Annotated in this window: 14 protein-coding genes; 10 read left to right on the top strand and 4 right to left on the bottom strand. The window is 41.9% G+C overall.

Annotation, left to right across the window (positions count from 1 at the left end; all coding sequences use genetic code 11):
- Positions 1-111 precede the first annotated feature (111 nt).
- Genes DRZ93_RS03440 through DRZ93_RS03430 form a run of 3 tightly spaced genes read right to left on the bottom strand, consistent with a single transcriptional unit; the run spans position 112 to position 2,520 of the window.
- Complete coding sequence (locus DRZ93_RS03440; protein WP_113745835.1) at positions 112-717, bottom strand: Smr/MutS family protein; 606 nt, start codon at positions 715-717, stop codon at positions 112-114.
- A gap of 50 nt (positions 718-767) precedes the next feature.
- The gene (locus DRZ93_RS03435; RefSeq protein ID WP_113744737.1) at positions 768-1,805 is read right to left on the bottom strand and encodes a cobalamin biosynthesis protein; all 1,038 of its coding nucleotides are present in this window, start codon (positions 1,803-1,805) and stop codon (positions 768-770) included.
- Positions 1,806-1,827: 22 nt separating this feature from the next.
- Complete coding sequence (locus DRZ93_RS03430) at positions 1,828-2,520, bottom strand: 5'-methylthioadenosine/adenosylhomocysteine nucleosidase (RefSeq protein ID WP_172458015.1); 693 nt, start codon at positions 2,518-2,520, stop codon at positions 1,828-1,830.
- Between the two features lie 134 nt (positions 2,521-2,654).
- Between DRZ93_RS03430 and prfC the strand changes: the two genes are divergently transcribed.
- From prfC to radA, 7 genes are all read left to right on the top strand, one after another.
- Entirely contained in the window at positions 2,655-4,247 is a 1,593-nt protein-coding gene (gene prfC / locus DRZ93_RS03425; protein ID WP_113744735.1) for a peptide chain release factor 3, read from the top strand.
- On the top strand, positions 4,248-5,120 hold the full coding sequence (locus DRZ93_RS03420) for a TatD family hydrolase (protein ID WP_113745833.1): 873 nt from the start codon (positions 4,248-4,250) through the stop codon (positions 5,118-5,120).
- A 382-nt stretch (positions 5,121-5,502) separates the two neighbouring features.
- The gene (locus tag DRZ93_RS03415; RefSeq protein WP_113745832.1) at positions 5,503-5,760 is read left to right on the top strand and encodes a hypothetical protein; all 258 of its coding nucleotides are present in this window, start codon (positions 5,503-5,505) and stop codon (positions 5,758-5,760) included.
- Positions 5,761-5,777: 17 nt separating this feature from the next.
- Positions 5,778-6,122, top strand: a complete 345-nt coding sequence (locus DRZ93_RS03410) for a hypothetical protein (RefSeq protein WP_113745831.1) — start codon at positions 5,778-5,780, stop codon at positions 6,120-6,122.
- Between the two features lie 302 nt (positions 6,123-6,424).
- Complete coding sequence (locus DRZ93_RS03405) at positions 6,425-8,059, top strand: phosphohexomutase domain-containing protein (protein ID WP_113745830.1); 1,635 nt, start codon at positions 6,425-6,427, stop codon at positions 8,057-8,059.
- Positions 8,060-8,077: 18 nt separating this feature from the next.
- Complete coding sequence (gene serB / locus DRZ93_RS03400; RefSeq protein WP_113744731.1) at positions 8,078-8,974, top strand: phosphoserine phosphatase SerB; 897 nt, start codon at positions 8,078-8,080, stop codon at positions 8,972-8,974.
- Between the two features lie 3 nt (positions 8,975-8,977).
- The gene (gene radA, locus DRZ93_RS03395) at positions 8,978-10,357 is read left to right on the top strand and encodes a DNA repair protein RadA (RefSeq protein WP_113744730.1); all 1,380 of its coding nucleotides are present in this window, start codon (positions 8,978-8,980) and stop codon (positions 10,355-10,357) included.
- Between the two features lie 147 nt (positions 10,358-10,504).
- On the opposite strand, the gene rpsU is transcribed toward radA, so the two are convergent.
- Positions 10,505-10,720, bottom strand: a complete 216-nt coding sequence (gene rpsU / locus DRZ93_RS03390) for a 30S ribosomal protein S21 (RefSeq protein ID WP_113744729.1) — start codon at positions 10,718-10,720, stop codon at positions 10,505-10,507.
- 382 nt (positions 10,721-11,102) lie between these two features.
- Between rpsU and tsaD the strand changes: the two genes are divergently transcribed.
- From tsaD to folK, 3 genes are read left to right on the top strand one after another with little or no spacing between them, the layout of a single operon-like run.
- Complete coding sequence (gene tsaD / locus DRZ93_RS03380) at positions 11,103-12,119, top strand: tRNA (adenosine(37)-N6)-threonylcarbamoyltransferase complex transferase subunit TsaD (protein ID WP_113745828.1); 1,017 nt, start codon at positions 11,103-11,105, stop codon at positions 12,117-12,119.
- A 1-nt stretch (position 12,120) separates the two neighbouring features.
- Complete coding sequence (folB, locus tag DRZ93_RS03375) at positions 12,121-12,474, top strand: dihydroneopterin aldolase (RefSeq protein ID WP_172458014.1); 354 nt, start codon at positions 12,121-12,123, stop codon at positions 12,472-12,474.
- A 10-nt stretch (positions 12,475-12,484) separates the two neighbouring features.
- On the top strand, positions 12,485-13,021 hold the full coding sequence (folK, locus tag DRZ93_RS03370) for a 2-amino-4-hydroxy-6-hydroxymethyldihydropteridine diphosphokinase (RefSeq protein ID WP_113745827.1): 537 nt from the start codon (positions 12,485-12,487) through the stop codon (positions 13,019-13,021).
- Positions 13,022-13,030 lie beyond the last annotated feature (9 nt).

The raw sequence follows: 13,030 nt of genomic DNA, 5'->3' as shown, positions 1-13,030 counted from the left end.
TACTTTGTATAAGATCTTAAATGTAAGAGCAGCACACTATCATAAAGAGCTTTTTAAAGCTTTAAATAAAAAGAGATAAGAGCAATACGAGTTATAAGAAAAACAGCGCAACTAGCGTCTTGCATGCTCCTCTCTGTTTATAGCAGAGCTCTTATCACCTTTTTTTAAAATGATCATGACAGCGCCTGTACCGCCTTTAAAGTCAGGGGCACTGTGAAAGGCCAGCACATCCTTCATCTGCTTGAGCCAGTGATTGACATAGCTTTTTAACTGCGCCTTTGGTCTTTGATTCATGCCTTTGCCATGAATGATAAGTACACAGCGAAATTCATGCTCTCTGGCATGAGCTATAAAATGACGGGTCAAATCATAGGCCTGCTCAAGTGTCTTGCCATGCAGATCGATAAAATCAGCCTCACGATATTCACCGTTTTTAAGCTTGCGCAGCATCAAAGGCTGAGTGCCTGGGGTTTTATAGCTTAGCACATCATTTGGATCAACCATGGTTACAAAGGATGATGAGACATGATCTGTCTCCTGCTTTTTATCAGTGCTGGCACTGTCCTGACGGATTTTGGCAAGCTCCTTGTCCATAAGAGCACTTTTAGTGGCAATTTTATCCTGTACTATCTTTTTAACATCAGTTGCCACTTTCTCAAAACTTTCTGTATCTTCAGACTCAATCTGCTCTTTTAACAGATTTTCAAAATCAGACATATTGTCTCCGTGATATATGCAGTATCAGTTTTTATATTATCTTTTGGTATTTATGCAATGCTGTGCATATTATAGATGTAAATTATAAAATTAAAGCAGATAAAAATTATGCCGCACATTCTTATTATGCGCATGCACAAAAGAGGGCTGTCGGCGCGGGCAATATGATCCCCACCTAAAGGTTCATAGCGTACCTTCTCATCGCCTGAATAAAAACGCGGGCCTGAGAGCTTAAGATTAAGACTAAGACCTGTGGCTGATAAAAGTATGCCTGTAGTGAAATTTGGATAGGTTGTGCACTGTGTAAAAACTGTTTTTAAAAATTTATAGGGTCTTAAAGAGCGCAGGGCTAAAAGCAGGGCAATTGTAAGATATGGAACTAAAAATATTGCCTGTGAGACACGGTAGATGCTAAGGCCAAAAGGAATATTCTCCTCTTTTTTAATGGAAAAGGCCTTGCACAGTACGGTGACAAGATAGGTGACAAGGGCCCCTTCAAGATCTAGTATGGCATACCAAAAGAGCACAGCATAAAAGCGTGAGGCTGTATTTATAATAACGCTTTCACTAAGAGCTTTGCTCATACCCATATCAGAGAGTTTGGTTGTATCACGCAGCACATGCGGCGCAATGAGCGCCTTGCCCTGCTCTTTATAGTACAGAGCCTTTTCACTCATAAGACGGCAAAATCTCTGTGAGAGCACCTGATAGTCGCGCAAAGATAAGAGCAGGGTTAAAGTTATAATCACAACTACAATATCATTGCCTGAGAGAAATTTTAAAATCTCAAGCAGCAAAATTGAGATTAAGGCAGCAAGCAGACATAAAAATAGACCAGAGAGAAAATTCTGCTGCTGTGAATTGTCCTTGCGGTTGACCTTAAAGCCAAGACGGCACATGCTGCTGTAGATATAGTTAAGGCGCAAAAAAGCAGGAATAGGGATAAAGGACTCAATGATAAAGGCAAAGAGCATGATAGAGCATGGATATGTGGAAAAGAGCTTTAGTTTTTCATAAAAAAGCTCTGGATTGTTTAAAATAAGCTTGGCTGTCTGCTCGGCATTATAAAGTGAATGTAGTATATCCATGCTTTATCCAGAGTGGTTTTAATTATAAAAGAGCTACAAGCTCTTCAACTAGCAGAGCTGAGTTTTTTGAGGCCATTGGTAAAAAGTCCTCAAAAGAGACAGGAGAGGCACCATCTGCTCTGTCAGAGGCTGCTCTTATAATTAAAAATGGAATATTAAAGTCAGTGCAGACCTGGGCCACGGCGGCACCTTCCATCTCACAGACCATGGCATTTTCAAACACAGAGGCAAAACCTATGGTTTTTTCCTTGCTGGCAATAAACTGATCGCCAGAGACTATGGTACCTGAGAAAACGCGGTAGTCCTGCACATTTTTTGAAGCCTCACGGGCCTTTTCTAAAAGATTGCTGTCTGCTATAAAATACTGCTTGTAGCCTGGCAGCTGACCTTGCTGATAGCCAAAGACTGTAAGATCTACATCATGATAGGCCACCTTTTGAGAAAACACTGTATCGCCAATATCAAGCTCAGAGCTGATGGCACCTGCTGAGCCTGTATTTAAAATGGCATCAACCTTAAAGGTGTTGATAAGGGTGGCACATACCGATCCTGCACGGACCTTGCCAATACCTGATTTTGCCAGGATTACATCCTTGCCCCTGAGCGTGCCTTTGAAAAAGCTGTAGGCACCTATAGTTACATCCTCACGGTTTTGAAGTTTTGAGCAGAGGATCTTAAGCTCCTCATCCATGGCTCCTATAATACCGATAGTCATAGACATCTCCTGATATTTAACAAAAAGATAGATTGTGCAGGTCCAGGATGGACAAAATACAAGTAAAATCTTTAGAAACATGCTAATATAGCACAACTTTTTTATACTTTAAATTTACTTATTCTCAAAACGCTATGGCTGACAAGAATTTTTTACAGGAAGTGGCCAAAAGAAGGACTTTTGCCATTATCTCCCACCCAGACGCCGGTAAGACAACAATTACAGAAAAGGTTTTATTATTCGGATCAGTTATTCAAAGAGCAGGTGAGGTCAAAGGCCGCGGCTCAACAGGATCATTTGCCAAATCCGACTGGATGGCCATGGAAAAGGAGCGTGGCATTTCTGTTACCACCTCTGTTATGCAGTTTCCATATAACAACTGTATTGTAAATCTGCTTGATACCCCAGGCCACGAGGACTTCTCTGAAGATACCTACCGTGTGCTTACAGCTGTTGACTCATGCCTTATGGTAATCGATGCTGCCAAGGGTGTTGAGGAGAGAACACGCAAGCTCATGGAAGTTACCCGTCTGCGCTCAACTCCAATTTTGACCTTTATGAACAAGCTTGATCGCGAGACCCGTGATCCGCTGGAGCTTTTAGATGAGGTGGAAAAGGAGCTTAATATTTTATGTGCCCCTGTCACCTGGCCTATAGGCTCTGGCAAATCCTTTAAAGGTATCTATCATATACAGCGTGATGAGGTTATTCTCTATCACTCAGGCGAGGGCTTTCATATTCAGGAAAAGAATATCATAAAAGGCCTTGATAACAAGGATCTTGATGCTGCTGTAGGAGAGGATCTGGCCTCAAAGCTGCGCGATGATATGGAGCTTATTGAAGGTGGCTCCAATGCCTTTGATGAAGAGGCCTTTTTAGCAGGTGAGCTTACCCCTGTCTTCTTTGGTACAGCTCTTGGTAACTTTGGTGTGGACTGTATGCTAGACGGACTGACCTCATGGGCGCCATCTCCTCTTGCCCGCAGTGCCGACACAAGAGAGGTTGTGGCCAATGAGGAGAAGCTTACAGGCTTTATCTTCAAGATTCAGGCTAATATGGATCCAAAGCACAGAGACAGAATTGCCTTTATGCGCATAGTTTCAGGCCGCTACAGCAAGGGCATGAAAATGCGTCATGTCAGAATTGAGCGTGATGTGCAGATCTCTGATGCCGTAACCTTTATGGCAGGTGAAAGAGAGATGGCCTCAGAGGCTGTGGCCGGCGATATCATTGGTATTCACAATCATGGCACCATAAGAATAGGCGATACCTTCACCGAAGGTGAGATTCTGCACTTTAGTGGTATTCCAAACTTTGCCCCAGAGCTCTTTCGCCGTATACGTCTGCGCGATCCATTAAAGCAAAAGCAGCTGTTAAAGGGGTTGGTGCAGTTATCTGAAGAGGGTGCAGTGCAGGTTTTCAGACCTCTTGTGTCAAATGATCTTATTGTGGGTGCTGTAGGTGTGCTGCAGTTTGATGTGGTGGTATCACGTCTAAAGCATGAGTATGGTGTAGATGCTCTGTATGAGAGTGTAGCTGTAACTACAGCCCGCTGGGTAAGCTCTGATGATGAGAAGGCCTTAAAAGAGCTTGAGAACAAGGTGCCACAGAATCTTGCTCTTGATGGTGGTGACAATCTTACCTATCTTGCAAGCTCTGGCGTCAATCTGTCACTTACACAGGAGCGCCATCCTAAGGTAGTCTTTGCCGCCACCCGTGAGCACTAGATGCTAACTGACTCTCATGTGCATCTGTCCTTTGTCAAAGACAAGAGTGCCTTTTTAAAAAGCACTCTTGTTTCTAAGATAAAGCCTGTCTTTATGGGGGTGGATGAGAGCTCAGTCAATGACCTTGTCAATCTTTGTAAAAGCCACAATATTGCCTTTTTTGCAGGATTTCATCCTCTGTTTTTAGACAAGATGTGCGTATCTGACAGACAAGGTTATATCAAAGCCTATCTTGACAGACTTTTTACTTTGCACAATAGCGTCATAAAAGACAGGGATTTTTATAATCTGTGTGGTCTTGGTGAAATTGGTATTGATAAAAGAGCATCAGTATCTGCTCAAGAGCAGATTGCCATCTGCAAAGCACAGCTTGATGTGGCCTTTAAATATAAAAAGGCAGTATCCTTACATGTAGTAAAAGGGCATGATCTTATGCTCTCACTCTTATCCTGCCTAAAAGCTGAGCATAAACTGCCAGTCTTTTGCATACATGGCGCTACATTAAGCTATGATCTGCTTAAGGCCTACAGTAGCTATAATGCCTATTTCTCCTTTGGCTCTAATCTTATAAAAAAGAAGATGACAGCAGATACTATATCAGATGTCAAAGACACAGTCTGTGTGGCAAATGGTAATGTAAAGGATAATGTTAAGTATCTTACATCTGACAAATGCCAGACTATGCTAAAGCTTATAAGCCAAGATAGAATTCTTATTGAAAGTGATTATGACGGATGCTCTGATATTTACCCCCACGCTTTTTTACACAATGTCTATAAAAGTGTAGCTGAGATTTTAGATCTTGATGAGAAGTCTCTTGAGCGCCTTGTCAGTGACAATCTGTATAATTTTATAGGTGCAAAAAGCGTGTAAAATAAAGATAGCTGTTAAAATCTACCTATATAACAAAGCCTTATTTTTATTAAATATATGCCCTTAAATTTAAAAGCATATATAAAAGACACAGTGTACAAGCTTGCCTGTCACTCAGGTCGTGATCGTGGCTTTAGCATAAGTATTTATACTCAAAGGGGCAGATTTTAAATATTGTCCTTGGTGCTGTATCTTTTATACCCTTTAAGAAAAATGTTTTATAAATCTATTTATAACTTTGGCATACATTAGGCAGTTTTTATGTGTAGATAAAATTTAGATTAAGATAACTTTTATCAGATGCAAATACTATATTAAAAATATTTTATTAATTTATTAAAGTTGCATACAATATCGGTAAGGGATATTGCTAGGAGGCTATATGTCAGACAGAGTCAGTTTAAGAGAGTCACTGCCACGCAGCTGTGCAAGCCTCTATGCAGGTGAGACAAGACACAGCGATCCGCAGGGGCGCACTAGATTGTCAGCACAGAGTGCAAAGAGCAGTGTCTTTACACAGATTGGCAAACATCTTTCCCTTGAGCACAGCGAGGCCTATGTACCAAAGCATACACGACCTGCCTTTGATAAAAATACACTGCACCTTGTTTTTGAGCTTGCAGATAAAAAGATCTTATAAAGGATGATAAAAAGGTTGTGCTTTATGCCTGCACAGGCTTTGCAGGGCAGACAGTATATCTGCCCAAAAAGGCAGATTTAAAGCTTGCAAGAGACATGGATGAGAGTATTAACGATTATGCATCTATAGGGCATATGGTGCAGTGGCGCGAGCATATTGCCAATAATGCCAATCCAGAGCGTTATGTTGTGGAGATAAACAATAAGGATTATGAGGTCTATGCCTATTTAAAAGATGATGTAAGGCGCCTTTACAATGATACAGACAATCTGCGTCTTGAAAGTCAGAGTTATAATTCATCTGTTGCCTATAACTATGAGAGCAGCGATGATCCTCTCGCGCCTACCTTCAGGGCCATCTAATTGTATTTTATAGCCAAAAACTTTAGGCTCTATCATTTGTATACAGTTAAAAAACTATCTTTTTTATAAACAAGGCTCAAAGCATTAAGGGCGGCACAATTTAAGAAACGGCCCTTTGTGTTGCTTATATTTGTATCAGATGGGTAAATGTAAGGTTCATTTTTCTGCAAAGCAGGGAGTGTTTTAAATTTACAGGCAGGCTGATGTTATTATAATTGCCAAGATTTTGTGTAAGAGTCTTATATTGTAATATCATGACTGTATAATATCCTGATTAAGTACAGAGCATAAGGTGGTAGATGATGAGTGTAAGCAGCAGAGCTGGGCATCTGGGCAGTGAATTTGAACTTGTAGATATTCCGCGTCTTATAAGCGACTATTATGAAAAAGACTTTGACAGGGATAACAGACATGCCCATATTGCCTTTGGTACTTCAGGCCACAGAGGCAGCTCCTGCGACGGAGTGTTTTTACAAAAACATATACAGGCTATAACTCAGGCTATTGTTATTCTGCGCAAAAAGTGGGGGTATACAGGTCCTGTCTTTTTAGGCAGAGATACACATGCTCTATCAGAGCCTGCCTTTAAAACCACCCTTGAGGTGCTTACAGCCAATGGAGTGGATGTCATCATCGATACAGATTTTAAGGTAACACCGACCCCTGTCATCTCCTATATGATAGTCAGGCACAATAAAGAAAGTGATAGATTCTCAGATGGCATAATTTTAACTCCATCGCACAATCCTCCTGATGATGGTGGCTTTAAGTACAATCCAGCCTACGGCGGTCCTGCGGTTAAAAAATATACCAAGGAGATTGAAACTCTCTCCAATGAAATTTTATTAAATAACAATGCGCAGGTAAAAACCCATTCCTTTAAAGAGGCTTTAAACTCACCTTATGTACATTATGCTGATATGCAAAGATTGTACATTGAGGCCTTAGCAAAAGTCATAAGGCTTGATGCCATAGCCTGTAGTGATATAAAAATTGCTGTAAATCCGCAAGGTGGCAGTGCTCTGTCCTATTTTGAGGCCATAGCTGACAGATATAAATTAAATATAGATATTATCAATAAAAAAATCGATCCTACCTTTCAGTTTATGCCATATGACTATAATGGCAAGATAAGAATGGACTGCGTCTCTGCCTATACCATGCAGCCTCTTTGTGACTATAAAGGATCATTTGATGTAGGTGTGGCCACCGATCCTGATGCTGACAGACATGGCATTGTCACAGCTGATGGCAAACTGCTGCTTTCAGCCAATTATTTATCTATAATGCTGCATTATCTTTTAAATAACAGAGAGTTATGGAAAGGTGATCTGCTTGTTGGCAAAAATATAGGATCATCAGCTTTAATTGATAAGATAGCGCACAGCGCAGGTTATGAAGTATATGAGACAGCCATTGGTTTTAAATGGGTCTCTGAGCTTTTATATACACAAAAGCTTGTCTATGGCTGTGAAGACAGCGCCGGAGCCTCATTTTTAGATCTTGACGGCAAGGTTATGAGCTCTGATAAAGATGGTATCAGCAGTTCTTTGCTTGCAGCTGAGATTATGGCCATCTGCGGCAAAAGCCTTAATGATTATGTGTCAGATCTTAATGATAAATTCGGCTCATTTTACTACAGCAGACAGGATGTGGTGATATCAAGAGAGCAGAAAGAGGCCTTTGGGCGTTTAAATGCCTCGGCACTGTCTCTTGATTATCTTGGCAGCTCCAGGGTGGTAAAGATCTTTGATTCTCTGCATGGACAGTCCTTAGGCGGCATCAAGGTTTTACTTGAAGATGGCTTTTTTGCAGTAAGACCGTCAGGTACTGAAAATCTTTATAAAATATATTATGAGTCTCAGGTATCAAAAGAGCATGCACAAAGTATTTTAGATAATGCAAGGAAGATTATCTCCAAGGCTACAGGTTTGTAATTATATGAGTATTTTAAAATGCAGATTTTAGTAATAGTTAAAAAAGACAGTGAGTTTTTAAATACATTTTCATTTGATAACTTTGTAAACACTTTAAATTTAAATAAAGAGAGCTTGGCACTGCTGCACAAAAAAGGCGGCTATGAGCATTCACTTTTTATCTACAGCTTTATAGATAACAGCTTTGAGACAACGCAAAGGGCAGTGCATCAGGCTGTGCTTGACAAAATTTTTGATTTTGATGTGTTCTGTCTGTCACATCTGCCAAATTTAAACAGCAGTGGTGTTTTAGTCATGGATATGGATATGACATCAGTGCAGATTGAGGGCATTGATGAAATTGCAAGAGCCCTTGGCCTTTATGATGAGATTGCCCGTCTTACAGAGCAGGCTATGCTTGGACATATGGATTTTAATACCTCACTTACAAGACGTGTGGCTTTATTAAAAGATGGCGATGCTCAGGTTCTTGATAAGGTTAAAGGGATTATGCACGAAACTGACGGTCTGTCTGTACTTTTAGAGACTACTGGCAAAGCTAAATGGGGCAGGGGTATAGCATCTGGCGGCTTTACTCAGTTGATTGAGGTTTTAGAGCACAAATATAATCTTGATATGGTAAGGGCCAATACTCTTGAGATTAAGGATGGCAGATTTACAGGCAAGGTTGTAGGTGAGATTGTAAATGCTCAGGCAAAGGCCGATGCCATATGCTCTTTTGCCAAAGACAGGGGCGTAAGTCTTGAAAACAGCGTCTGTATAGGCGATGGGGCCAATGATCTTTTAATGTTGAAACAATCTGGTCTTGCTGTGGCCTATCATGCCAAACCTAAGGTGCAGCAGGAGGTGGCTGTTGCTTTAAATTACAGCTCACTTGCAGCTATTGCCCTGCTGCTTGAGACTATGGCCTGCTAAATCATGGCTAAAGTTAAAACTGTATATATCTGCGCGCAGTGCGGGGCTAGATACACGCGCTGGCAGGGGCAGTGCAAAGAGTGCGGGCAGTGGAACACCATAAGCGAAAGTGTGGTGGAAAGAGAAAGTAGCGCCAGTGCCGGACGGGCTGCTGCACAAAGGGCCATGAGCGGTTTTGCAGGAGCCTCAGGCTCTGGTATCAGCTCACTTGATAATGTGCAGATCCACAAAACTCAAAGATTATCCACAGGCTACAGTGAATTTGACAGAGCCTTGGGTGGTGGTATTGTGCCAGGCTCTGTGGTTTTAATCGGCGGCAATCCTGGTGCCGGCAAGTCTACGCTTCTTTTGCAGATGATCTGTCGTCTGTCTTTGTCACAAAGAGTTTTATATGTGACAGGCGAGGAGTCTTTAGAGCAGGTGGCCATAAGAGCAAAACGCCTTAATCTTGAGACTCACAATGTAAGAATTGCAGCTGAAACTTCAATAGATACCATCTGTCAGTTTGCGGCCACTGAAAAGCCTGCTGTTTTAATTGTTGACTCCATTCAGGTTATGCATGTGCAGGGAGTTGAGAGTGCTCCTGGATCTGTAAGTCAGGTCAGAGAGGGAGCAGCTGCTCTTACTCAGTTTGCCAAGCGCACAGGCATAGCCGTGTTTATGATTGGCCATGTCACAAAGGATGGCACTATAGCAGGCCCTAAAATCTTAGAGCACTGTGTTGACTGCTCTGTTATTTTAGAGTCAGGTTCAGATCCGCGTTTTAGAACATTGCGCTGTCATAAAAACCGCTTTGGAGCCATCAATGAAATTGGTGTCTTTGCCATGACAGACACAGGCCTTAAAGAGGTTAAAAACCCATCGGCCATATTTTTAAACAGGCAGGATGAGGTAGCTGCAGGCTCGCTTGCCATGGTGGTCTGGGAGGGCACAAGACCTCTGCTTGTAGAGCTGCAGGCTTTGGTTGACAACAGCTATGGCAATCCACGACGTCTGTCCATTGGTACTGACAGTAACCGTCTGTCTATGCTGCTATCGGTGCTGCACCGACATGCAGGAGTGTCTTTTAATGATCAGGATGTGTTTATCAATGTGGTAGGCGGCGTAAAAGTCGAGGAGACAGCATCAGATGTGCCTCTGGTACTGGCTCTGCTTTCATCCTTTAATAACAAGGCTTTAGATAGAAGTACCATTGCCTTTGGTGAGATTGGTCTTACAGGTGAAATAAGACCTGTGCCGTCAGGTCAGGAGCGCATAGCCGAGGCCTTTAAACAGGGCTTTACCACAGCCATTGTTCCATATGACAATATGCCAAGAAAGGCAATAGAAGGCATGGATGTTATACCTATACGTAGAGTTGTTGATTTAATCAACCTTGTTTAAAAGTTTGCGGAGAGGATTTGATATGTAATATAAAAAGGGCAAGCATATGCTTACCCTTAATCTTATCTAGAAACACCGTTAAAAAAGGAAGATCCTTTTTAACAAAACTAGACTAACACAGCCATATCTTAAAAGATGGGCGCGTGATTAGTACAGCCTTGTACGGCGCGCATTTTCGCGGGCCATTTTTTTGGCGTGGCGCTTGATAGCAGAAGCTTTTGCACGCTTACGTACAGTTGTTGGCTTCTCGTAAAATTCGCGAGCTCTTACATCGGCTAAAATACCGGCTTTTTCGCAAGAGCGCTTAAAACGTCTCAAGGCAACGTCAAACGGCTCGTTCTCACGTACTCTAATGACTGGCATGTGGAAAACCACCTCACTTATGGATTATCAAAACCAGCACAATGTGCTGGCGGTAAATAAAAAAAACATCGTGATTATACTAATAATCGATGTTCTAGTAAAGCACTTATTATACTTATTTTTAAGCGCTTTTACCTCTTTTTTTACACTATTGAAAAATTGCACCTTTGTGTTTCATTTAAAGGATTAGTCTTAGCTCAAAGGCAGTGCTTTAAAGTGCAGCAAATACATTAAGCATAGGCTGAGCAGGGACTTTAAAGCATGGAGTCTGTCAAAGGTACAATAGTGGCAATTGTGGCATTATCTTGAAACTATCTGCCCATAGCAGCATATTTTTTGCTAAAATACAAAGTTTGATTTATGAGTAAAACAGAGATTTTATATGCGTATTTTAGGTATTGAGAGCTCATGTGATGAAACCGGTGTTGCCATCTATGATGATGCACAGGGTTTAGTCTCTCATGCTCTGCACTCACAGATTGCCATGCACGCAGAATATGGCGGCGTGGTACCAGAGCTTGCCTCACGTGATCATATAAAAAGAGTAATACCTCTTGTCAATAAAGTATTAAATGATTCTGATACCAAAATGTCAGATCTGTGTGCCATTGCCTATACCAGAGGCCCAGGCCTTATCGGTGCTTTAATGGTAGGAGCCATGGCCGCCCGCTCTCTTGCCTACGCTTTAGACATTCCTGCTGTAGGCGTACACCATATGGAAGGTCATCTTTTAGCACCTATGCTTGAGGACAATCCACCTTCTTTTCCATTTGTAGCTCTTTTAGTCTCAGGTGGACATACCATGCTAATTAAAGTCATGCAGCCTGGGTTGTATGAGCTTTTAGGCCAGAGTGTGGATGATGCTGCAGGTGAGGCCTTTGACAAGACTGCAAAACTTTTAGGTCTTGCCTATCCTGGCGGTCCTGCTCTTGAGAAGATGGCACAGAAGGGAGATCCTAAGGCCTATCATTTTCCGCGTCCTATGCTTGACAGGCCAAACTGTGATTTTTCTTTTGCAGGTTTAAAAACAGCTGTGCTAAATGCCACTATGCAGACGGATAATATCGATGAGCACAAGTATAATATTGCCAGATGCTTTAGTGATGCCGTAGTGGACACTCTAAAGGCCAAGTGCACAAGAGCTCTTGATATGTCAGGTTTAAACCGTCTTGTGGTGGCAGGTGGTGTCAGTGCCAACAGTGCTATTAGAAATGCACTTGATGAAATGATGCAAAAGCGCGGTGGTGAGGCTTTCTTTGCCCGCCGTGAATTTTGTACAGACAATGGCGCCATGATTGCTCTTGCCGGCATGCTGCGTTTTAAGGCAGGAGATGTACAGGACAATCTTGAGCTTGATGTGGTGCCGCGCTGGCCACTTACCGAACTTAAAGCTTTATAAAATGGATAGTGTTTTTATCAAGGATTTGAAAGTCTCCTGCATTATAGGCATACTGCCGCATGAAAGGCAGGTTGAGCAGGAGCTTGTGATAAATGTAAGGGTGCATCTTGATCTGTCACAATGCGCAAAAAGTGGCGATCTGTCACTCTCGGTAGATTATGCCGCACTTGCCTCAAAGCTTGCTGCATTTGCAAAGCAGGCTAAAGAGGAGCTGCTTGAGGTTTTAGCGCAGAGAATGTGCGCTATGATTTTTGAGAATTTTGCTGCAGAGTCAGTAACTTTATCACTTGCCAAGACACAGGCTGTAGCTGACTGTCATATGGCCGGAATAGAAATTACACGTTATAGAAATTAGGATGTAAAAAATGTCAGTAAAGGTTTTTTTAGGTATTGGTACCAATTTAAACAGGGATAATTCTATACGTTTTGCTCTTTTAAGATTAAAGGAGCTTTTGGGTGCTGTAGATATATCCTCAGTCTATGAGAGCAGAGCCGTAAGAGAGGCTGAGCCTGACTATTACAATATGGTAATAAGAGCTCAGTGTTCTTTATCCTTTGAGGAGCTGTATGAGCATATACAGACTATTGAGATGGAGGCCGGTGTTGAGATGATGTTCTACAACGGCACCAATTTTGGCTCCAAGCCAAGACTTGATATTGATATTTTAACCTATGGCGATACTGTGGCTACAAGACCATGCAAGGTACCACGTCATGACATTCAGGACTATCCTTTTGTACTGTGCCCATTAACTGAAATTGAGCCTGAGTTTATGCATCCTCTGCTTAAGATTAAAGTCAGTGAGATCTGGGAGGAGATGCACCCACGTCTGCCAGAGAAGATGCACGTTAAAAAGGTAGATTTTGATTTTAACAAAGAATTTGAAAACTGGGATAATTAAGGACAGACA

Source organism: Anaerobiospirillum thomasii (assembly GCF_900445255.1).
GTDB lineage: Bacteria > Pseudomonadota > Gammaproteobacteria > Enterobacterales > Succinivibrionaceae > Anaerobiospirillum_A > Anaerobiospirillum_A thomasii.
The sequence above is the reverse complement of the archived record's forward strand: the minus strand, read 5'-3'. Positions and strand labels throughout refer to the sequence as shown.

What these genes read in the sequence shown, in the direction of transcription:
- DRZ93_RS03440 (WP_113745835.1), bottom strand. Translation starts at nt 717, where the DNA reads ATGTCTGATTTTGAAAATCTGTTAAAAGAGCAGATTGAGTCTGAAGAT.
- DRZ93_RS03435 (WP_113744737.1), bottom strand. Translation starts at nt 1,805, where the DNA reads ATGGATATACTACATTCACTTTATAATGCCGAGCAGACAGCCAAGCTT.
- DRZ93_RS03430 (WP_172458015.1), bottom strand. Translation starts at nt 2,520, where the DNA reads ATGACTATCGGTATTATAGGAGCCATGGATGAGGAGCTTAAGATCCTC.
- prfC (WP_113744735.1), top strand. Translation starts at nt 2,655, where the DNA reads ATGGCTGACAAGAATTTTTTACAGGAAGTGGCCAAAAGAAGGACTTTT.
- DRZ93_RS03420 (WP_113745833.1), top strand. Translation starts at nt 4,248, where the DNA reads ATGCTAACTGACTCTCATGTGCATCTGTCCTTTGTCAAAGACAAGAGT.
- DRZ93_RS03415 (WP_113745832.1), top strand. Translation starts at nt 5,503, where the DNA reads ATGTCAGACAGAGTCAGTTTAAGAGAGTCACTGCCACGCAGCTGTGCA.
- DRZ93_RS03405 (WP_113745830.1), top strand. Translation starts at nt 6,425, where the DNA reads ATGAGTGTAAGCAGCAGAGCTGGGCATCTGGGCAGTGAATTTGAACTT.
- serB (WP_113744731.1), top strand. Translation starts at nt 8,078, where the DNA reads ATGCAGATTTTAGTAATAGTTAAAAAAGACAGTGAGTTTTTAAATACA.
- radA (WP_113744730.1), top strand. Translation starts at nt 8,978, where the DNA reads ATGGCTAAAGTTAAAACTGTATATATCTGCGCGCAGTGCGGGGCTAGA.
- rpsU (WP_113744729.1), bottom strand. Translation starts at nt 10,720, where the DNA reads ATGCCAGTCATTAGAGTACGTGAGAACGAGCCGTTTGACGTTGCCTTG.
- tsaD (WP_113745828.1), top strand. Translation starts at nt 11,103, where the DNA reads ATGCGTATTTTAGGTATTGAGAGCTCATGTGATGAAACCGGTGTTGCC.
- folB (WP_172458014.1), top strand. Translation starts at nt 12,121, where the DNA reads ATGGATAGTGTTTTTATCAAGGATTTGAAAGTCTCCTGCATTATAGGC.
- folK (WP_113745827.1), top strand. Translation starts at nt 12,485, where the DNA reads ATGTCAGTAAAGGTTTTTTTAGGTATTGGTACCAATTTAAACAGGGAT.